Source organism: Paenibacillus radicis (ex Gao et al. 2016) (genome assembly GCF_014641555.1).
GTDB lineage: Bacteria > Bacillota > Bacilli > Paenibacillales > Paenibacillaceae > Pristimantibacillus > Pristimantibacillus radicis.
Genome location: NZ_BMHY01000003.1, coordinates 582,651 through 604,457, shown reverse-complemented (window position 1 = coordinate 604,457; position 21,807 = coordinate 582,651). Strand labels below are relative to the sequence as shown.

The following is a 21,807-nucleotide window of genomic DNA, read 5'->3' as shown; positions in this document are numbered from 1 at the left end:
GTTGTAATGAGCATAATATTGCTTGTTGCTGTTTTTTTCGGAGCATCTAGTACCAGTGCACAGTCCAAAACATTTAAGGACGTTGATGCTTCGTTCTGGGGGTATGAAGCTATTCAATGGGGCATCGAACAAAATATTGTTAAAGGCTATGACGATGATACGTTCAGGCCGGATCGAATCGTGTCAGAAGAGGAGTTTATTGTCTTATTGGTACGAGCATTTGGTATTACGGTAAGCCCGCTTGAAAATCAGCGGTGGTCAGCTCCCTATTACATAGTGGCACGTCAGCATAATTTGCCTGTCTTATCTACCTATATCGCTCCAATTAATCGTCAGAATGTGGCAGAAATTATTGTGGGTACCCGTGGCGTGAATTTTATGGGTAACGATGCGATTGCTTATATGCTGAATAAAGGGCTGTCGAAAGGCAAATCTTCCGCGACCGTTGAAGGCTATGAAGGACAAGGTATGCTGACTAGAGCTGAGGCAGTGGCTTTTATTAAAAATGTGCTGGACAAAACGGGCAGCAAAACAATGGGAGTAAGACCGCAAGAAAAATCCCCCAATTTCCTTTTGACACAAACCGAGGAATTGCAGATAACGAATCCGAAAGCGATAGAAGCACTTCATCAGACCATCCGTTATTTTAATGATGGATTGAAGCAAACTGGACTGGATTCCTCTTATTATGCGGGTTTTGAAACTTTGACATTTACGGAGAATCTGTATAATGGAGACTCTAATTCTAAAGTTTATAATACCTCAAAGTCTGTTAAGGACTCTTCGTCTGTTAAGTTTGTCTACAGCCTGACCATTACAACGAACGCTCAATCAGGAGAAATTGATAGAGTTAGCGTGTGGGTTCATGATCAAGAAAGGGTGAAGGACATTGTATTAAGTACGATCTATGCACTTATGCAAGACGCAGAGAAAAGCAAACAGTTTTATGAAAAAAGTCAGTTCTCCAGTTCAATTGATTCGGAGCTTAAAGCTAGTGAGAATAAGTCGATATCAGCAACAGAAGGACCGTACAAGGCCACTTATTTTTTGATGAAAATCCGAGAGGTTAGTAAAGGGGGACCGTCCACTAGCGTTCATACGTTTGAAATGAAAAAGGTGTGAGCATAAACGATGGCCTGTTTACAAAATAGTGAGCTTATAATCTATTTACATTGGAAACTCAGGCAACTTAGGCTCTATGAAAGGATTTTCAATTAATATACTCAAAACGATTTGTATAATAACACTACAGACTAATAGGAGTATAATTCTATTTATAAGCATTGTTATGCCTCGCTCAGTTCCAAATTTAAGAGTGAGATCCTGAAAGTAAAAAACAGCGATGCTCGGAATTAGGATAGCATGGATAAAAATAATGATTCCACATACGAGCATGTGACCTAAACCGGTCAAAAAACCATCCTTATAAAAATCTGGAAATATTAAATAGAATATATTCAAAACTAATATCGGAATGATTACAGAGACAAGCAATGCAATGACAGCAATCAAGATTTTTTGACTTTTCATACTCAAATATCCTCTCTTTTCTTTAGCTTAAGCTATTGTCAGTACTTCCTCTGAAAATAAGCTTATCACAGCACTAATTATAGGATAGTACCATCTAATTCTAGTACCAGATGGCAGTGTGGTATTCTGTTATCCTGCCCGTTAGCTAACCGCCTCTTCACAAGGCGGTTTTTTTAATGTACTTAAGTTCAATCCCGTAAATATTAAGAAGTCCTTCATAATTATCCTAAATAGATGTTAATATCTTCCGGTTACTATTAAGATAATGAAAGATGACTTCTGGAAAGAGGAGTGAACGATGGACAACTTTTTTGTGCTCGTTGTAGATGATGATAAAGAAATACGAGATGTGATCGAAATTTATTTGAAAAACGAAGGCGTTACGGTGTTGAAAGCAAAGGACGGAATGGAAGCATTAGAAATCATAAACGATCATCCAGTCCATCTCATTATTATGGATGTGATGATGCCCCGGCTTGACGGAATTGCCGCTACATACAAAATTCGTGAGAAGAAAAACATACCGATTTTGATGCTGAGCGCGAAAAGCGAGGATAGCGATAAAATATTAGGTCTTCATATGGGAGCGGACGACTATGTGACCAAACCTTTTAATCCAATGGAGCTCGTTGCCCGTGTGAAATCTCAGTTAAGAAGATATGTGACTCTGGGCACTTATGAAGGCATTAAGAAAGTGGTTGATCTGAGAGGGCTTACGTTAGACAAAGCAGCGAAAGAAGTAACCGTTCATGGAGAGCCAGTGAAGCTTACACCTATTGAATATAAAATCGTTGAATTATTAATGACGAATGCCGGCCGGGTGTTCTCGATTAGTGAAATTTACGAGCGAGTCTGGAAGGAGCCAGGCTATAACGCAGAAAATACGGTAGCCGTTCACATCCGAAAAATTCGGGAGAAAATCGAGATTGATCCGAAAAATCCAACGTATTTAAAGGTGGTATGGGGAATTGGTTACAAAATGGAGAAATAGATTAGGCATTGGAGTCTGGTCGGTTCTGTTTGCTTTTGGTCTAAGCGGGCTCTTCATCGTATCAAGTTTCGGCTCTAACTACGTTCAACGCGATTATTTTCACACGGAGCAATTTCGAAATGAACTCGATCGATTCGCTCAATATTTAAACATGTACGAACTTAACCTTATTCCACTGGAGGAAGCGAAACAATTAATAACGGTGTCTGAGGATGAGATCATTGATTACCGGCATAGATTAGGAGATATAACGCAATTAATTACTTCCCTTAATAGCGATTATGAATCTCGAATTGATGAAGCGAGGGCAGGAAATAACCAAGAGGCTGCAGATATTCTCATTGCTGAGCGAGATAAAAAAATCGAGGATATTAAGAAAGTGTTCACAAGCGATGAATATGCCCGGACCAAGGCTATCAGTGAGAAAGAGAAAGAGCTTGAAGCGTGGTACAAGGGGGGAGAGGAAGGTTATCAGGATTATTTAAGACTCAAGGGGCAATTTCAGTATTATTTTAAAAGCACTGTATCGGATGAGGTCTATTCAAATTTGAATATGACCGGAAACGAATCCATTAATGACCAGTTGAGCGCTAAGAACATGAGATATATAACAAGCTACTCCATTCCAATCGAGTCTTCGAGAAACTACTATAGTTTAAGATACGCTCAATTGGAGAATGCAAACGTTCTGTTCCAAGGACAGATTGCGGTGGCTAGAGCTTTGCCTCCATCCAGCTCGGTTGCGATTAAATACGACAACTACCATCGGGAACAAATTGCATTATGGGCGTATACCTTCGCAAGTATAGTCGCTCTTATTCTATCCTTCATTTTCATCAGGAGAACGAAAGAAATACCCGCGAGAATTGGCCGATGGGCGCCCCATTATAATAAGCTTCCAATCGATGTACGTTTAGTATTTATCGCGTTAACAGGTCTGGGGGCTATTATTTTATTGTTTATGGTTAAAGATGAATTCCATTACCTATTCGAAAATCCATTTGTTTCAGGGTGGAACATGATTATCAACCTAACAATGGCATCGATTTGCGTAGTTGCAACCCTTATCCAGACGAATTTTACTGCGGCACAATTAAAGGATGGGCCGTCCGTTAAGACAGAATGGGAAAAAGGGCTGCTGATTAAAAAGGGACAGCGTATAAAGGCAGGTTATCAGCAAATTAAGCGCAGCCTTAGTGATTCCTTTCTTAATAAAAGTATGGGAGTGCAGTTGTTTGCATTGTTAATAGTCTTATTTGCTCTAGGTTTAGCAGTGCTGCCGATTGTCATAACTCCCGTTTACTTTCTCGTCTATGTCATACTGCTTGCTATTATTGGAATACCAACTGTAATGATCTTAGTTAACCGGGTCGGGTACTTCAACCGCATCGTAATAAAGACGAAGGAGCTTGCTGCCGGCAGTTCAGGGCAGGACCTGCTCGTATCGGGTAATTCTGTACTAGCAACACTTGCCGGAAACATTAATATTCTAAACGATGGGGTAAGAACGCTACAGAACGAACAAGCAAAGAGCGAACGACTCAAGACCGAGCTCATTACGAATGTGAGTCACGACCTTCGAACGCCGCTAACCTCCATTATTACGTACACGGAGTTGTTGAAAAAGGAAGAGGTATCTAATGAGGATAGGGCCGCCTACATTGATATTATTGATCAGAAATCACAGCGGTTGAAGGTGCTGATCGATGATTTGTTTGAGGTTTCGAAGATGGCTAGCGGAAATGTTGAGTTAAACAAGGAAAAGGTCGATCTCATACAGCTTCTGCAGCAGACATTAGCGGAATATGATGATGCGATTAATGACTCCAGTCTTCAATTTCGGCTGCCTAACATGGAAGAGCCGGTATATGCCTTTGTTGACGGGCAGAAGCTATTTCGTGTGTTTGATAATTTAATCGGCAATATATTGAAATATTCCTTGGCCCATTCACGCGTTTATATTACGGTACAGACCGTCGGCAATCAAGTGATTGTAGCATTTAAAAATGTATCCAAATATGAGATCAGCGAAAATATTGATGAGCTGTTTGAACGGTTTAAGCGAGGAGATTCTTCACGTCATACAGAAGGCTCTGGACTTGGGCTGGCTATTGCGAAATCAATCGTAGATCTTCATGAAGGCCTTCTCAACATTGAAGTCGATGGCGATCTATTTAAAGTGAGTATTTCTTTAAGAGTGAGTGAATAGGATAGCAGGCTGCTAGTTTATTGGAGCTTGTAAAAATTGAAGAAAATATTTTGTGTTTAGGGTAGGAGACAGCTATCTTGCCCAGCAATATGTAGAACCCCAACTGTAAGAGGTTGGGGTTCTACGACATTCATTTGAAAAATAGTTTTTCGCTGATTATTTCTTGAACTTTGACTAATTGCCATATAAATACGTATCTTGATGTTCGGCCACAGTAATAAGTCTGCTTCTATTTGTGGTCAAGTTCTATTATTGGTTTTATGACTTGCGAGATTAGCTTCACTTTCTCAGGGGAGCAGCCTTCTAACATTATCATAATTTCATTTCTCAAATAGTCGTCGGCAGTGTTATTGGATCCATTAAGAATGTATTCTGTTGATTTTTCGAGCACAAAGCATAGATCTGATAATCGGTCCAGACTAATTGGTGTTTTTCCGCGTTCTATCTTACTAATATATGCATTCGAAACATCCAACTCTTCAGCTAATCTTTCCTGTGTTAGCCCTTTCTTCTCCCGTGCTTTTTTAATTCGTCGTCCTATAATCCCATAATCAAAACTCAAGTTCATCACCCACTTAAAATATAGCAAGCTCAAGCTAGTGAATACATGTATGATTGGTTCAATTGAACTTATTTATCAACACTCCTTAATCATTCGCCTGCTAAATTGGAAAATATAAAATAAATACTATTGGGTTTAATTGAACCTATAGGTTAATAGTGCTAAAATATACTCATTATGCTATTCGTGACTATTTAACTAGAAATGAAGGTCAAATGACCTAATAGGAGAGGCGATATGAATTCTTTTGTGCAATATTTAGATCAATTTAACGTCCTTTCGCCAAGTCATGCCAAAATTTACGATGAGTATACACAAACTACGGATGAATATCGATTTGCAATCGATACGAAGATTGAAAATTTTCTTGTTTCCTTATTTGAAGAAAAACCGCGTAGCGTCATTATGACTGGTAATGCGGGAGATGGTAAAACTCGTTTGTGCAGAACAGTATATGAGAGACTGACAGGTAAGTCCTTGTTAGAATGGCCGATAACCGGAATAGTCGAGATTCCTTTTAGTAGAGGGATTTTACGTATTGTGAAAGATCTATCGGAGCTGACGGATGCGGTTATTAACGAAGAGCTACAGTGTTTGCAAGATTTGATTCAAGCCAACCATTCAAGTAAGTTCTATTATTTAATTGCAGCTAATGAAGGGAAGTTGACAAAGTTCCTTTCTCAGAATGCTTCATTGAATCATTTATCTGAACTAGTGAAAGAACGTTTTCTAGATCATCACCAGAATGACCTTCATCTCCATCTGGCAAACCTGCAAGATATTACTTCCTCGATTTATGCAGGCCGAATCATTAAGGAATGGAATCGTGAAGAGAACTGGGATGCATGTGAATCCTGCAGTCATATGAATAACTGCATTATTCGATTGAATCATCGCAGAATGTCTCAAGAATCGATACAGGAAAAGCTTATTGAACAGTATCGGCTGCTGGACTGTTTGGGAATCCATGTGACAATGCGCGAGATTTTAATTCATATTAGCTATGTCATTACAGGGGGACTCACCTGTGAGCAGGTTTTGTACGCGAAGTACAAAGATGTAGAGGAGCAGGCCAATCGTGCTTACTACGACAACTTTTATGGGGTTTATATGAAAGAGAATGATTCAGGGCATTTAGGAGCTATTCGATATTTACGACAATTGGATCCAGGTCAGTTGTCTATATCTTCTATCGATGATTACTTGCTGAATGGTGACATCAGCGGTAATTCATATATTGTTGAAAAACATCAGATTCTCTTCGATGAAGAAATCGACATGTTATTCGGATATTATCGTAAGCAAATTGAAATGTATCGTACTCAAAACCCTGATAAGGATAACGTTGTTATTTTTGATCAAATGCCTAAGTTCAGGAGGAAGTACTTCTTTGAATCCAATGAACATGATGGCACGCGCGAGAAGCTAGTGCCCTATCTACATTTTTATCGATTTGTCGACAGCTTGACGAATAAACAATCACTTGCGACAGTTCGGAAAGAATTAATTCAAGGATTAAATCATTCTTTTTCAAAGAAGCTAATCAATCGAGGGGAAACTCAACTATATATCGTTAATGAGAACCTGCTGATACACGAGAGTTATTCAGCTAGCCAAGTCAGGTTATCCATTGATGAGGAACGATCAGACATTGACTACTTGCCTTCGAAATTATATATCACTGTTAATCATGATACAAAGCTTGAGGTTAAACTGCCTGTGTTTGAATATTTGCTTCGTTTAGCTGGCGGGGGGTTGTTTATTACACTAAGGCAAGAAGTGGATATATTGATAAGTACGTTCAAGAATGACCTGATTAATCGAAGTGAGTTGGATGAATATATTTTGCAAGTATTTGCGATTGATCCTAATAAAGGCGTATACGTGCCTTACCAGATTGACATTTAAAGTGGAGGTGCTACAGCATGGCTATAATAGAAGTGACGAGTAATCTAGATAAATTCACGTCGCAGCTGTCTGCACATATTTGGGGGCACCGCTTCAAAGAAGGACAGCGGGGTCCAGAGTATGTGCTGGAATTTCTTAATGTGTTGTTTGGCACGAATTACAGCTTTGGCCATGAGTCTTATCAGCGAAGGCGATCGGTAGGTCTTCGTAAATTTATATTCGAAGGCGTCAAGGAAGGCGGCGGTTCAAGAGATATTCTGGTTCTTGAGGAAGAGGAGAAGCAGAGGTTGTTGAGTGCCGTTCAAGAGGATGATGTTCTTGTATTAAAGCAGTTTCTCAGAAACCAGGAAGTGGTGCTATATAACACTACGGGTAAGGAAGCTGATCGTTCATGGTTCGCCAGGTCACTTTACCCGCTCCACGAGTCACTGCTATATGTAGAGCTCCGTAAAAAGGGGAAAGAGCTCTCTTTTGAGCGTAATTTTTTTGCTCGTGGAGGAGAATTATATTTCCTTATGTTGGAATTAGGGACGGAAAAGCATGAGGAACGCAGGAAATATATTGAAGATAGATTCCAACAATTGTTAACGAAAAATAAGGTGATCGAGAAAGTCGTTGATAAAATAACGTCTGCATTTGGGGAGGAAAAATCTAAGCATGATCCTTGTAAGCTTCGTTCCTCTTCGCAAGACGAAAATGTTCCTACATTGCCCCCTCACGCTTCCCAAGAGAATGAGCGTTTGTTCGAGGACTTTACAATCGAGCTGGAGCACTTGTTGTTTCTCGATCTCGACATTTATGAAATGTTTCATCTATTGATATCACTTACTTGTTTCCAATTAGCCCGTTATATGCATGAGCGAGCTTTGATTGTGCCTGACAAATTCAGTTATTTTGTTGATTGTCTTGACGGAAATAACAAGCAGATCTCGCAGTTGTCCGCCATTAGCTTCGAGAATCACGAGAATTTGATTAAGGCTAAATTTGAGCATGAATTCGAACAGAAGATGCAGGAAATGCTCGGGAGTGTGGAGCAAATTGAAATTCAATTGCCGGTATGGAAAAACGATCCCGAGGGCTTCTTTGAGAAGATGGGCTTGAGCCAAATGCGTAGCCGTAAGGGAATAATAAAGGCGACTTTAGACAAGTGCACAAATGCATCTGATGTGATGGTAAAACTGAAAAATACGATGCGTGAAGCAGTATCCGATCAATTGAAGAAACATCAGCTTAATATTACGCGTGTGCTGTCGAGGGATGGGGGATTTGCCACATATCGACGCGGCTCCGCTTCGAATTATCGATATACAATATCCGATTCCTTTCTGCAAATGCTTGTGTTCACGAAAGTGAAGCCACAAGAAAAAATGGAATACTACGAGTTTCTAGAAACGCTATACCAACACTATGGCATTGTAATTGGAGAGGTTCAGGCAAAGAAATCTGGACTCTATGAACAATCTAGACTGAATGTTAGATACTTCAATGATAACGAAAAGGCGTTACGGGATAAGTTGCGACAAAACGGGCTACTTATCGAATTCTCGGATGCTACGGCAATGATTCAGAATCCGTATACCCGTACACTGGAGGTTAGCTATGCATAGTTCCGCACGACAATTACTCGGTCAGTGGGTTGTGGAGCTTGTACTTCGATATTTCAGCGAACAGAAGAAAGCAAGCGGAGATAAGCTGTTCGCTAAAGTTGTGGGTATTGATGAATCTGCTTGGAATGAGGTGCTGCAAGCCTTTCAGGAAGCTGAAGATAAACTTGCAAAACATTATACACCTGTGCTCAGAACGTTAACAAAGATTGATGGTTTCGATGCTTATCATTGTCAGCAGCACGAGACTAGTACTTGGCTTCGTAATAATACATCATCAGGCAATGCGTTGGTCATCTTTATGACCGATATGTCGCCAGAAGCGCAAAGTTTAGAAAATATATTTACCATTGACGAAGCTCGTTTGATGAGTGCAGAAGGACTGGAAGTGTTATTTGATCTATTCGCTGATACATACAAGTGTTTTGGAGACGAATTAAATGCACTTAAACAATTCTTTGACATGTATAATCGGTTATCTGAGCCGCAACTTCGCAATGTTCTTGCATTCATGGCAGCTATTATTCAGGATACACGAACATCGATGGTCGATAAGATTCAGCAAAATCTGGATCAACTACTCTTGTTTCGTGATAGTAAGATAACGCTGCGAACGAGTGATGGATTTGTACGCTTAAAGCGTAATTATCAGCTATCCCGTTTGGAGAAGGAAGGCAGAGCGGTTAAAAAGGAAGATCTTATTGATAATATTTATAAATTTGTAGAAAAGTCAGCTGATCCGCATGATGGGCATGAACTATGGGAGCATGTGCAGCCTGATAAATTCCGTCAGCAAGCGAGCGACTTCATAAATAATCAATCGAATGAGCTGCTTCAATATGAGTTCGATCATATTTCTGCAGCCCTATTTTTTAAATTAGGAAAGCCTAAGTTAAATGAGAGAGTTAACGATTTCAAATCAATGCTTGAGGCAAAGGATGAGTGGACGGCAGAGAAAAATCAGTTGGTCACGTCTGCATTAGAGGCTATTGATGAAAATAGAAATTCTGATCGAATTCAGGAATTTATTGATGAGTTCGCAGATGAGCTTCTAGAGGTGCCTAAGCTTCGAAAAGATTTAGAACGAGTTATCGTTCGACAAAGACAACTTCCAGAATATTCAGAATTGACAGAAGCACTACTACGGGAAAGTATTCTGTTGCTCGATGAATATTGTGCAGACTCCGAGTTGAATGATATCAAATTCATACTAAAGTTGACAACACAGCTAAGCGAGCAGACACATACGATCATTAAGTTTCACCTGCTAAATCTTGAAAGTTTGACGGGATATATAAGTTTTGATGAATCGACCTTAGGAGAACCTTCGGATAGTAACAAGGAAAGTGATATTGCGTTCCAACTCGTTATGTTGGCTGAAGGCAGAGAAGCATTAAGAAGTGAATTTAAGCTTATTAAAGCCTTTAATGGAACACTTTTCAGCATGCTAGATCATTTAAGGGAAAATGGCCGGGTTCCTTATGTACGTGAGTATTACGGATCTGAAATGAAGCTCATTGATGTTATCCAAGAGGTCAAAGAACGTGTTAGCGGTTATGTGGCAACGGGTAACACAGATGTTAGGGATGCGGCGGATGCTTATGCCCAATTTGTATCCCTTTATACGACTGAACTACACGGAGCGATACAAAGTGGTTTATGCAGCGTAGACTTCAAGCAGTTAGAAGAACAACTGGAGAACATTCTGAGTTATATTCATCAGTCTGCACTTCTATCTAAAAATATCTTTCAGTATATTAGCTGCCTTGGTGCGATCGATCATTATGATTGCAAGATTAATGATCCGGTGGGTCATGTTCAGACTAGAGTATTAACATTACTGAACCCAATTCGACTGCTTAGTTATGCAAAGCGAGTATCCTACATTCAGATAGAGCTGGATCAATGGATCGCTCAGCAGCGGGTGGCGCCAAGTATGATTGAAGAGATGAATGCTTATTTGCAGCACGTGAGCGAAGTAACCTCTCGTTTATCACCACACTATTTCGTTATTGATGGTGTCCATGATCAGTTCCTAATTGAACAGCAGGAACGTATGGGTGAGGGAACATTTTCATTAAACGGTAAAAATAGCGGCGAAGATCAACTTGTTGACACATTTGCCGATGAGTTTCTATCTACTGTGAAGACGTATATTGACGTTTACCCTTATTCGCGTGATTGTCTAGATATCGTATTTCTCTATTGTCCACATCCCCAGTATGTGATGGGGGCGATCGATCGAATATTTAAACATACAAATGTTCGTAAGGTGAAAGCCGTTGTACATGCTGAGAAGAATGGTGCTGCTATTCATGAGACATTGAACGAGTGGGTAAACCAGGAGGAACAGTATTCAGAACGTTATTATAGCTTTCCAAAAGTAGAGATCCAGGTAATCGCAGAGCAATCAATTAATACTATGATGCATAGTGTCTCTCATTATTTACTTGATGCGGACATCGGTGTTTTAATTAATTATTTTGGACAGACTTCTCATATTCAATACAAGCTGGAAAAGCTGCAAGTAAAGCATTCCTCGAACTGGTTCGATACCATCTACAAAGAACCGTTAAAGAAGGACGATGCAGTTAAAAGAGTAAGCCTCATTAGCGAGAGCTTACCTAAAATTATGCAATATTTCTATCAGATGCAGTATATCCTGCATAGCAATGAGATGATTTCCAGCGAAGAACACTATTTGCTGCGAAATGTCATTTCGATCACAAAGTTATCAGATACAGAACTAATTAATTTTATGCACGATCAATTTAACTGGTCACTTTTCATTGATCGTCATCTTGATAAATCGTTATTGAGGCAAGTATCTTCTAAAGCTCAAATTATTAAATATAAATCCAAGGTTGGTAACAATAAAAATTACCGTACATTGCTGTCTTCATCGAAGTATATACGAAAGCTGGCTAATGAGCTTGCAGATCATGATTATTATGATCGATTGCATCAGAAGTTTGCGAAGCTGCTTAAGAATAATCAAATCGATTCTCAAATTATTGTACAGGCAACCGAGTGCGTGAAAAGTATTTCTGGTGGTATCGTGCTGCGGGCGATTGGACCCGGTAAATTCGCTCACGAGATGATGGCAATGTATTTATCGACGCAGGCAAGAGCGGCTCAAGATGGAGAACTTGTCATTTGGTCGGTATGTGATGAACTTCCATGGTTCCAAAGTTCAGTTCGCAGACCCGATCTTGTCAGGACTTCTTTAAGACGCGAAGGGGAGCGAATTCAGCTCCAATTTGAGTTGGTTGAATTGAAGTTCATTTCGCATACCATTTTTGAGACGGAAAGATATGATGCCATTAAGCAAGTAAAGGCTGGACTCGATCTGTACAAGAGTCGATTTCTGTTTCAAGAGCACTCAGCGGGTGCGGAGTTATGGCGAAAGGAACTGATATATTATCTGTTAGAGTATGGCACTTACTCTGTAGAAGACGCTTTACTTCTAAAGGAGCTTCAATCTATTTCAATGGATCATATTAACGTTGCTTTGTCTGGCTCTATTGATACGTTCATCTATACTTCCAATATGCTTGATCACAGTATTATGGAAGGAAATGTAAATGGATATCGATCGGAGTCATTACACAATGAGTATGTTAATCATATCTATAATCGATCATATATTTTGAGGACTCTGGGCGCATTGCAAGAAGAAGAGGCCGTTCCTTCCTACGAATCGCTACAAGAGCTTCCGGATTATGTCACTAGCAAGCTTGGTTTAGAGGCTCCAACGTCAGTGAATGAAGATGGGTTTATATATGAAGAAGACTCGGGTTCGGGAGATCATAAAGCAGCCCCAATTGAAATAATGGATACAAGTCCAAACAATGGGGAACAGGAGATGGCATGGCGCGAAGCGACCAATATAGCTTATGTAGCAGTAGCCAAATCACTCGAGGCAGAGCCAACAACCATCTATCCAGAGCAACAGGCACTATCGAAAGAGGAGAAATTGGAAGAACCGCTAGAGGAAGACATAATGCCATTGGTTGAGAGTTATCAAAGGAAGCTGCGCTACAACTTCAACCAAAATGGCATTCCTATAAAAATCGTCGATTCCTTCATTGGAGTAAGTGTAATTCGGATCATCGTCGAGATACCACCGGATAAGTCCTATAGCACGATTGAGAATAGAGCTAAAGATATTTATTTATGGTTGCAGCTCTCTTCTATCCCGCTTATTTCGTTACGTAATGGACGAATCAATATTGATATTAATCGTGATGTAGCGGAGATTGTCTACTTTGAGAAATTCATGGAGCAAACAAGGAAGTTATTTCCTCCAGAACGGTTGAAAGGAAAGCTTATTGCTCCAATTGGTGTGGGACAATTGCGTGAACTAATCACGCTGGATTTCTCTAGCTCCAATACGCCCCATCTCCTGGTTGGTGGAACAACAGGAAGCGGTAAGAGCGTTACGATCAATTCGATTATCCTGGCTATGATGTGTATATATACTCCATCCGAGGTTCAATTTCTATTTATTGATCCGAAGAAGGTCGAATTCCTAACATACGAGAATCGCCGACATACGAAGCAAGTAATAACACAAATTGAAGAAGCTATTTTGGCACTTGAGCAGTTAGTCGAGGAGATGGAACTTCGTTATTCTAAATTTGCACATGAAAGCGTAATGAGCTTAGACGAGTATGTCGAGGTGACAGGTGAACCAATGCCTAGATTAGTTGTTGTATTCGATGAATTCGCGGATTTTATGGAGCGAGAGAAAAGTCTTAGTAGCCGGGTGGAAAGTGCTATTCTGCGCCTCGGTGCTAAAGCACGCGCGGCCGGAATCCATTTACTTATTTGCACACAGAACCCGAAGGCTGACATTGTGCCGACCAATATTCGCAATAATTTACCTGCTAGACTGGCACTCAAAGCAGCCGATCATCACGCGTCAAAGATTATTATTAACGAAGAAGGCGCTGAGAAACTGGGTGGAAAAGGTGATTTTCTAATCAAATTAGATTTACCTGAAATTATTAGGGCGAAGAGTCCCTTTCTTACTCCACGCGTGAAGAGAGCGTTATTACAATTTTTCAGTAGATAACAATATAAATTATTTGCTTGAAAGGATGAACTCGCTGCATGAAATTTGGAGCACATCAAAGTTTTTACTTGCGGGTGAATTGGCTTTCGAAGGCGATAAAGATGCAAGATGAAAACCCTAGATTTTTCTTTGATGATTTCGCCTTTGAGAAGATTGGGCTCGGCAGGAACATGGTAAAATCATTACGTTATTGGATTGTGGCGACGAATGTGATGGAAGAGGGTAAAGACGATAATCGACAGTCTATTCATCAATTGACGGAGTTTGGGAAGCTTGTGGCGGTCTTCGACCGCTTTATGCGGCTCCCCTTAACTTCTGTTGTCCTGCACTATATGTTAGCTACTAATAAAGAGCATGCTACAACCTGGTACTGGTTCTTTAATGAATACAATCATCGGTCTAGCAATAACGAAGATATACATGGAGCATTAAGTGAGTGGGTAACGCAGCATCATAAACGACCTGTTTCAGCCAATACACTTAAACGCGATTTAGATTGTCTTAAGCAAATGTATACGGCGAGAGCTAAAATAGATAACGATCCCGAGGAAGTTGTAGCAAGCCCGTTATCTGGGATTGAGCTAATTTATGATTCTAGAGAACAGTTCATTAAAAATAGTCCAGGACTAGAAAGACTTGATATGGATGGCCTTTACTTTGGTTTGCTGCATTACTGCTATATACACCAAGTAGACAGTGTGACTTTAGAGGAAATCCAAATAAAGCCTCAACTTTGGGGGAAGTTGTTTCATTTGTCTTCCAACCAAATTCTTGAGGTGCTGGAGTTGTTCCATGCGGACCCAAGCTATCCGGTTTCATTTGTTCGTACCAATCAAATATATAGTCTTAACCTAGAAGTTGTAGATCCTTACATCTTTTTGCAGAAGGCTTATGAACGGAAGGCGGCATATTAATGCAAGGGTTCCGCTCAAGTATTAACTTACATTTTGATTTGCCCAATCCTAAGTTATTGGACAGGTACGTGCTGACACCATCTCATTGTGACGTGTTGAATGGAATTCTTGAAGGCGTCGTTAATACAGAAGGTAAACATGCGCATCTGCTTATCGGTCCATATGGAACAGGCAAATCGTTGTTGTCTACAATTGTATGCCAACTGGTATCGAGAAAATTTTCGGAAGAATGGCGTATTCGCCTACTAACACAAACGGAGCGAATAGACACTCGACTAGCCGACTATATACGCAATACAGAAAGTGTAGGCCTTACTTATATACCGGTAATGATAAATGGGAAGACGGGGAGCTTTCGTACAATCATAAATCAGGCCATATATCGGGCTCTACACCAGGCGAAGATTGAGGTCATTACTCCGAACGAAGCTTCTTCTATACTCAATGTGGTAGATCGTTGGAAGCAATTGTACCCAGATACATACAAAGCTTTTTTATGCCACTTGGAGGCTAAACAAGTTCAGGAAATCGAATGGCGCGCTCATATTGAGAGCTGTCACGAAGAAATGACGAGAGATTTTATTTCCTTCTATCCGAGTGTTACATCAGGCACGACTTGGATGGTTGAGCATGATACGTACTTCATTGAAAACCTTGAAAAATTATCAAGTGAATTAGTGGCAAGAGGAATTGGTCTATTTGTTGTTTATGATGAGTTCGGTAGATTCTTGCAATCTCTTGGTGGTGAGAATACCCTACAGGATATGCAAGATTTACAAAATTTGGCTGAGTTTGTGGATAGGGTAGCGAATATTCACTTGTTGGTTGTGGGCCATAAACACATTAGGCAGTATGCTGCAAGCAGTAGAGAATCGATACGACAAGAATTTGAGAAAGTAGAGAAGAGATTTCGGTTCTACAGTTTGGAGAATGATTCTAGTACCTTCTTGCAGCTAGCACAAGAAGCAATTATAGAGACAAATACTGAATGCCTGAACGAGGAAATAAAGCTTGAGTCGGTAGAGACGCTACAAAATTATACTTTATTTAATGAGTTTACCTCCTACCAACTAGAGCAAGGTATTGTTAGAGCGTTGTATCCACTTCACCCTGTTGCTGTTATGTTGCTACCGCATTTATCCAATATATTTGGTCAAAACGAACGGACACTATTCTCTTTTTTATCTGATGATGAACGATATAGCTTACGAGACTATGTTAATCAGAACAAGGGATATTATTATGCCGATCAAATGTTTAATTTCTTTAGTGTTGGATTGGCTGAGCCTAAAGACCAACCGAGCTTGCAACTCTATCACTCGATTGCACCATATCTAGACAGCCAAATGTTACTACAACGACGAATTGTTGAACTGCTTACAATGTGGTCTGTAACACGACTCACCCAGAAACAGCCCATAACGACGAAGTTTCTTGCTTTTGCTGTTGGTACGGGTTTGGAGGAAATAGCAGTTCTATTAGAGCTCATGTCCGAATCTAAAATCATTAGATTTAATTCAATCCGTGAACAATGGGAATTGTATGATGGTAGCTCTATCGATTTAGGTATGGCTGTTCAATCCAGATTAGCCTCGACGACCTTGCAAAATAAAGAAGTTATGCATTTGTTGGAACGTCATCTGCCGATGACTTACATTCTTCCTTATGAATACAATGAAGATATGGACATGCTTCGTTATGCAGATATACATTTTGCAGACGTTTCAGAGTTGAAAGTATATCAGGATGGGACATTACCTGCGGATGATCGTATTTGGTTAATCGTCTATCAAGACATGGATCAAATTGAGGATCCTATTACAATAATGAATGAAATGACTTCATCTAGTTTAGTGGCATTTCCTCATTTTTCTGTAGATAATGTTCAGTCCAGTTTGCTTAACTTTAAGGTCATCGATCAATTACTGCATGATTCGGAGTTCTTGTCGCAAGACGCTAGACTTAAGAATGAGCTGACGTATATGCTTCAGGAAACAAGTAAACATATACAGGTATTCGTTGATCGTTACTTTGCTTTCCATGATCTTGAATGGTGGTCGGGTAAGGAACAGAAATCGATTGTCGATTTGAATGAGTTGGAGCGTCTTGTTACCCATCGCCTAAGGAGCAAGTATAATGTCACACCTCATATACGCAATGAAGCGTTCAATCGTAATCGTATTTCGGCTATTCAGCGAAGAGCACTAATAGATGTAATTGATCATCTCATCCAGCAGCCGAGAGAGCCTGCTCTTGGTATAAGTGGATACGGGCCAAACTATCTGATCTATGCCACTGCGTTGAAAAATAACGATTACTATATTGATGCTGAAGGCAACGTGCAATGTAATGGGACTCTTGCAGAAATTAGGAATGCTTTACGGGAAGTACTTGATTCTAAACCCATTGGTAAATTGTCAGATCTGATCGGTATGATGAAATCTCCTCCTTATGGGATTAGATCATCCGTCATTCCGCTATTGTTTGTGGCTCTATTGAGGGATCGTTGGGATCAGCTGCATTTGTTTGCGAACGATATGTTAATTTCTAGCTTAAGCGGAGCTTCAATACTTGAAATAATCGAGCTCTCGGAGTCTTTTGAATATCGTTACTACAATTGGACGATAGAGGAGAAGCATCAGCTTATTGAATTAGGGGGATATTTTGATCTTCCTGAGGAAACGTGCACCAGCTTTCTTCTAGTTGCCGACGCTTTGCTACAATGGCTTCGAAGCTTGCCTAAATTTACTCAGATTACTAGGCAAATAACGAAAGACACGCAACGGATTAGGGATATAATTCGCTCGTCGGAAGTAGACCCTTTCACGAATATAAAACAACTTGCCACATACGGACACTTATTGCTTGAAGCAAAGAGTGAGCTCGAGCAGTTTCATATTTGTAATGAGCATGAACTTGAACGGCAGGTCCTGAAGGTGACAGGACAAACGACATTATTGCAAATGTTCCCCGTTTTGAAGAAGTTCCGTAATGAGGCCATCGGAAAGAATAGTAAGCTTCTCACATTATCGTTGTCTGAAGAGGGTCAGGGAATAATTGATAGTATGGCTGAACAGCTAGTGGGTGTAGCTCGAACGGAGTGGTCTGATGCAACACAAGATCTTTTCATTGGACAAATTAAATATGAATGGGAATTATTACATTCAGGGGTAGAAATCTCAGCATCCCTAGATAAGATTTCGGATCATAATGTACCGTTGTCCAAGAAGTCCCAGACACTCTACGCTAACGTTAAGAACATGCTCAAATATGCCGGTAGAGATATATCGACCCAAGAGGTCAGGCAGCTATTAGTTAAGCTGCTTCATGAACTATAAGTTGCGGCTTGTGGAAAGGAGTAGTTAAATATGTCGCGTAAGCATGTTCACGTAGCTATGTATAGCGGAGGTGCTTCTTCTGCTTATGTTGCGCATCATATGGTCCAGACCTATGGACGAGAGAACTGTATTCTCTTCTTTACTAATACATTATGGGAGCATGAAGATAATTATCGATTCATGCACGAAGTGGCTGATTACTTAGGCATGGAGATTACTTATCGTACGGACGGTAGGACTCCTGAACAAGTATTTTACGATTATCGATTCATGGGTAATTCGCGCCTGGCCAAATGCTCAGAAGAGTTAAAGGTAAGGCATACCGTTATTTTTCTCGAGGAATTGCGGTCGGAACATGGGCTAGAGCCTATCCTTTATTTCGGAATTGGACGACATGAGCAGCATCGAGCAGAAAATTTGAAGGAATTCTATGCTCATGTGCCACTCGAACCAGTAGAAACTCGTTTTCCACTCATATCCACATTCCGTGAAGAGATAGATGCCAAGAGAATTATTGAAGATAAATGGGGAATTCGATTACCTATTATGTACAAATTAGGATTTTCTCATGCCAACTGTGGTGGTCGATGTGTCAGAGGTGGATTTCAACATTATGCACAGTTGTATCGGACGTGGCCGGATGTCTATCGGGAACAGGAAGAAATGGAAGAAGAATTCCGACGTCATTTCGAAAAGGACGTATCCATTTTGAAGCGTAATGGAGGACCGTACACACTTCGTGAATATCGTGAGGTAATGGAGAGAGAAGGGTTCGAACAATTTTTGAAACAAGAGGATGATACTGTCCCTTGTGTTTGTACAGTTTAAATGTAAAATTTCAATTTCATAGTCTTAAAATCACGTATACTCCGCATACTAAATAGTATTACAAAATGAATGGATGAAGCTTATGCGGAGTATATCGGATTATCCGGTTTTAGACGAAGGGCTTACAGTATTGATTGCATACCATCTATATAAGCGATGTTTTTCGATTCGAGATTCAAGTTCACGTAAGGTGATTATGTATACTGACCGTATTATTGTTCGAGACGTTCAGTTTCCCGTGTCGTTGTCAGGAAGGATGCGCGTGCTTCGAGAAAGAAAGAAAAATGTTCACGCCTATGTTCGAGGGTGTTTTGAGCAACGGTTGCAACATGTACAATTACCATTCGAACAATGGTCTGAGGCTTATTATAATCCTTACTTTGGACCTTCATTCGTAGATCGGTGTACTGAAATGCCGATTGATTGTGCAGATTTAGCGATTTGCGAGAAGGGGAGAGTATTTTATTATCAAAGTAATATGAGGGTCTAGTCTAACTTGAACTTATCAGTTCAAGTTATTTTTTTGTGCATGTACTTAGAACCGGGAGGTTGCTATATTCGGTTTGGGTGATGACCAATGTCGTTCATGAGTGAAAAAGATTTAAAACGAATCGTCTCCAACTTGTCGATATGGAAACGAAATGATGAAAGAGCCCCACACAAACCGCTGTTACTACTGCTTGCACTTGCTAAACTGCAGCATGGAGAATCTGTGCTACATTATGAAGATACCAGGATAAAACTTAAAAAGCTGTTAATTGAGTTTGGTCCGAAGAGAAAAACATATCATCCCGAAGAGCCATTCGTTAGATTAACGACTGATAAGATATGGAAATTGAATAAAAGTGTTGATAAAAATAATTTTTCTGATCGAAAGTTAGTTGCTGAACAAATAACAGGGCAATTTCAGTCGGATGTGTGGGATCTTCTTAATGCAAATGGTAGATTAGTTCAAGAAATTACAGAGCAATTGCTGCATGAGCATTTCCCGGATACGATTCATCAAGATCTTATTGAAGAAATTGGCTTACAATTTTCAATGACGACTAAACGCAGAAGGGATCCTGAATTTCGAAATCGTGTATTAAAGGCTTACGAATACGGCTGTGCAATATGTGGATTTAATGTTCGATTAGGTCATAATCTAGTTGGAGTTGATGCAGCTCATATTCAGTGGCATCAAGCGGGCGGTCCGGATCATGAAGAGAACGGTATTGCATTGTGTGTTCTACATCATAAGCTGTTTGATCGGGGCGTTTTTACTATTACCAATGATCGTGAGATACTCGTTGCTGAAGAAGCACATGGCACTCATGGGTTTGAGGAGTGGTTGATGAAATATCATGGAACGACCGTTAGGGCCCCCATTCGCCCATTATACCAGCCTAAAATCACCTTTCTGGAGTGGCATATTCGGGAGGTTTTTAGAGGGCCAGCTAGATACAGTGAAAAAAAACTATAATATACTCCAGCCTTGCTTGTAACAATTATAATAATTTGCAACAAACAATATATGCTGGTAGTGAGGATTACTTTGGTTCCAGATTAAAACGCCGAATGGCGTTTTTTTATTTGGGATGAATTACAACTCCATGTGACACATCTCATCAAACTAATTACTAAATATTTTTAAAACCAAGTAAACTTATATGATTGACATGGTTTTGGTGAGATGCTATCATAAGAAATAATTGTAATAATCCATTATCATTAAATGATAATAAAGGGGAGATTGTATTGTTGAGTGGTGTTCAAGATCAATACGTATTTGAGTGTTGACCCTCTTCCTAGTTCTGACATCCATGGCTTTACTCATATAGCTTTGTTAATTGATTCAACATTTTATCAGGCAGCACTTTTAGAAAAATGAATTGTAAATACGGAGGGGTAACCATGAAAAAGAACAAAACGAGTTTGCTAGTACTTGTATTAATCATCGCCTTAGCGACTGTTGCTGCTGGCTGCGGAGACGGCTCGTCCAAGAAAAAGGTAGTTGTTGGTTCCAAGAACTTTACAGAATCACTGCTGCTGGGCGAAATGTTTTCGTTGGCACTGGAGGATGCCGGTATCAAAGTTGAGCGTAAGTTGAACCTTGGCGGCACGTTGATCGCTCATGAGGCGCTTAAAAAAGGTGATATCGATGTTTATCCGGAATACACAGGCACAGGCCTGCTGAATATCTTGAACGAGAAGCCGCTTCCGGATCCGAAGGAAGTGTATGATCGTGTCTCGGATTACTACAAAAAGGAATTTAACTTGGTTTGGCTGGACCCTTCCCAAGCTAATAACACGCAAGCGATAGCTATTTCTCGCGCAGCTTCTGAGAAATATGGCATTACAACGCTTTCCGAACTGCAAGCCAAAGCTGGTGAAATCAACTTTGCAGCTGTTCCTGAGTTTGAGGAACGTGAGGACGGACTGCTCGGAATGAATCGCGTATATGGAGATTTCAAGTTCAAGAGCCTCAAGCTTTTCGACTATGGTGTTAAGTATCGTGTAGTTCTGAGTGACGAAGCTCAAGCTACCATTGCTTTCGGGACGGACGGCGAGCTGCTCAATCCGGATCTGGTCGTGCTGAAGGACGACAAACAACTGTGGCCTCCTTATAATGTAGCGCCGGTTATCCGTCAAAAAACGTTGGACCAGGATGAGAATATTGCTACGATTCTGAATAAGATTACAGCAAAGCTGGACGATCCAACTCTTCAAAAGCTGAATGCTGAAGTCGATATTAACAAGAAGGAATACAAAGATGTAGCCAAACAGTTCCTGAAAGACTCGGGCCTAATTAAATAACATCGTATACTAGGAACACCATCCTTATATGGATGGTGTTCATTTTCAAT

Annotated in this window: 13 protein-coding genes; 12 read left to right on the top strand and 1 reads right to left on the bottom strand. The window is 40.2% G+C overall.

Annotated features, from left to right (window positions below):
- Positions 1-6 precede the first annotated feature (6 nt).
- The 3 genes from IEX98_RS11220 to IEX98_RS11210 all read left to right on the top strand — a co-directional run bounded on the left by IEX98_RS11220 (position 7) and on the right by IEX98_RS11210 (position 4,730).
- Positions 7-1,122, top strand: a complete 1,116-nt coding sequence (locus IEX98_RS11220; RefSeq protein ID WP_229692095.1) for an S-layer homology domain-containing protein — start codon at positions 7-9, stop codon at positions 1,120-1,122.
- 706 nt (positions 1,123-1,828) lie between these two features.
- Positions 1,829-2,521 carry a response regulator transcription factor gene (locus tag IEX98_RS11215; RefSeq protein WP_188889219.1) on the top strand — a complete coding sequence of 231 codons (693 nt, stop codon included), beginning with the start codon at positions 1,829-1,831 and terminating at the stop codon, positions 2,519-2,521.
- Positions 2,499-4,730 carry a sensor histidine kinase gene (locus IEX98_RS11210; RefSeq protein WP_188889217.1) on the top strand — a complete coding sequence of 744 codons (2,232 nt, stop codon included), beginning with the start codon at positions 2,499-2,501 and terminating at the stop codon, positions 4,728-4,730. Before IEX98_RS11215 ends, IEX98_RS11210 begins: the two co-directional genes overlap by 23 nt.
- 229 nt (positions 4,731-4,959) lie before the next feature.
- Here IEX98_RS11210 and IEX98_RS11205 read toward each other — a convergent pair whose 3' ends face one another.
- Positions 4,960-5,292, bottom strand: a complete 333-nt coding sequence (locus IEX98_RS11205) for a helix-turn-helix domain-containing protein (protein WP_188889215.1) — start codon at positions 5,290-5,292, stop codon at positions 4,960-4,962.
- A gap of 237 nt (positions 5,293-5,529) precedes the next feature.
- On the opposite strand from IEX98_RS11205, the gene IEX98_RS11200 reads away from it, so the two are divergent.
- From IEX98_RS11200 to IEX98_RS11165, 9 genes are all read left to right on the top strand, one after another.
- Positions 5,530-7,200 (top strand): hypothetical protein, encoded by a 1,671-nt coding sequence (locus IEX98_RS11200; protein WP_188889213.1) that lies wholly within the window; start codon positions 5,530-5,532, stop codon positions 7,198-7,200.
- 122 nt (positions 7,201-7,322) lie between these two features.
- Positions 7,323-8,807 (top strand): hypothetical protein, encoded by a 1,485-nt coding sequence (locus tag IEX98_RS11195; RefSeq protein ID WP_188889211.1) that lies wholly within the window; start codon positions 7,323-7,325, stop codon positions 8,805-8,807.
- Positions 8,800-13,881 (top strand): FtsK/SpoIIIE domain-containing protein, encoded by a 5,082-nt coding sequence (locus tag IEX98_RS11190; RefSeq protein ID WP_188889209.1) that lies wholly within the window; start codon positions 8,800-8,802, stop codon positions 13,879-13,881. The genes IEX98_RS11195 and IEX98_RS11190 overlap by 8 nt, the downstream gene beginning before the upstream one ends.
- Positions 13,882-13,919: 38 nt before the next feature.
- Complete coding sequence (locus tag IEX98_RS11185; RefSeq protein ID WP_188889207.1) at positions 13,920-14,795, top strand: DUF4007 family protein; 876 nt, start codon at positions 13,920-13,922, stop codon at positions 14,793-14,795.
- The gene (locus IEX98_RS11180) at positions 14,795-18,133 is read left to right on the top strand and encodes a hypothetical protein (protein WP_188889205.1); all 3,339 of its coding nucleotides are present in this window, start codon (positions 14,795-14,797) and stop codon (positions 18,131-18,133) included. Before IEX98_RS11185 ends, IEX98_RS11180 begins: the two co-directional genes overlap by 1 nt.
- A 30-nt stretch (positions 18,134-18,163) precedes the next feature.
- The gene (locus tag IEX98_RS11175) at positions 18,164-18,961 is read left to right on the top strand and encodes a phosphoadenosine phosphosulfate reductase domain-containing protein (protein WP_229692094.1); all 798 of its coding nucleotides are present in this window, start codon (positions 18,164-18,166) and stop codon (positions 18,959-18,961) included.
- 73 nt (positions 18,962-19,034) lie between these two features.
- On the top strand, positions 19,035-19,451 hold the full coding sequence (locus IEX98_RS29615) for a hypothetical protein (RefSeq protein ID WP_445376012.1): 417 nt from the start codon (positions 19,035-19,037) through the stop codon (positions 19,449-19,451).
- 96 nt (positions 19,452-19,547) lie between these two features.
- Positions 19,548-20,423 carry a phosphorothioated DNA-binding restriction endonuclease gene (locus IEX98_RS11170; RefSeq protein ID WP_188889362.1) on the top strand — a complete coding sequence of 292 codons (876 nt, stop codon included), beginning with the start codon at positions 19,548-19,550 and terminating at the stop codon, positions 20,421-20,423.
- A gap of 431 nt (positions 20,424-20,854) precedes the next feature.
- Positions 20,855-21,757, top strand: coding sequence for an ABC transporter substrate-binding protein (locus tag IEX98_RS11165; protein WP_188889203.1), 903 nt, complete (start codon positions 20,855-20,857; stop codon positions 21,755-21,757).
- Positions 21,758-21,807 lie beyond the last annotated feature (50 nt).

Excerpts from the sequence above, each read along its gene's own strand:
- IEX98_RS11215 (WP_188889219.1), top strand. The coding sequence starts at position 1,829 with ATGGACAACTTTTTTGTGCTCGTTGTAGATGATGATAAAGAAATACGA.
- IEX98_RS11220 (WP_229692095.1), top strand. The coding sequence starts at position 7 with ATGAGCATAATATTGCTTGTTGCTGTTTTTTTCGGAGCATCTAGTACC.
- IEX98_RS11170 (WP_188889362.1), top strand. The coding sequence starts at position 19,548 with ATGAGTGAAAAAGATTTAAAACGAATCGTCTCCAACTTGTCGATATGG.
- IEX98_RS11200 (WP_188889213.1), top strand. The coding sequence starts at position 5,530 with ATGAATTCTTTTGTGCAATATTTAGATCAATTTAACGTCCTTTCGCCA.
- IEX98_RS11175 (WP_229692094.1), top strand. The coding sequence starts at position 18,164 with ATGTCGCGTAAGCATGTTCACGTAGCTATGTATAGCGGAGGTGCTTCT.
- IEX98_RS11185 (WP_188889207.1), top strand. The coding sequence starts at position 13,920 with ATGAAATTTGGAGCACATCAAAGTTTTTACTTGCGGGTGAATTGGCTT.
- IEX98_RS29615 (WP_445376012.1), top strand. The coding sequence starts at position 19,035 with ATGAAGCTTATGCGGAGTATATCGGATTATCCGGTTTTAGACGAAGGG.
- IEX98_RS11165 (WP_188889203.1), top strand. The coding sequence starts at position 20,855 with ATGAAAAAGAACAAAACGAGTTTGCTAGTACTTGTATTAATCATCGCC.
- IEX98_RS11180 (WP_188889205.1), top strand. The coding sequence starts at position 14,795 with ATGCAAGGGTTCCGCTCAAGTATTAACTTACATTTTGATTTGCCCAAT.
- IEX98_RS11190 (WP_188889209.1), top strand. The coding sequence starts at position 8,800 with ATGCATAGTTCCGCACGACAATTACTCGGTCAGTGGGTTGTGGAGCTT.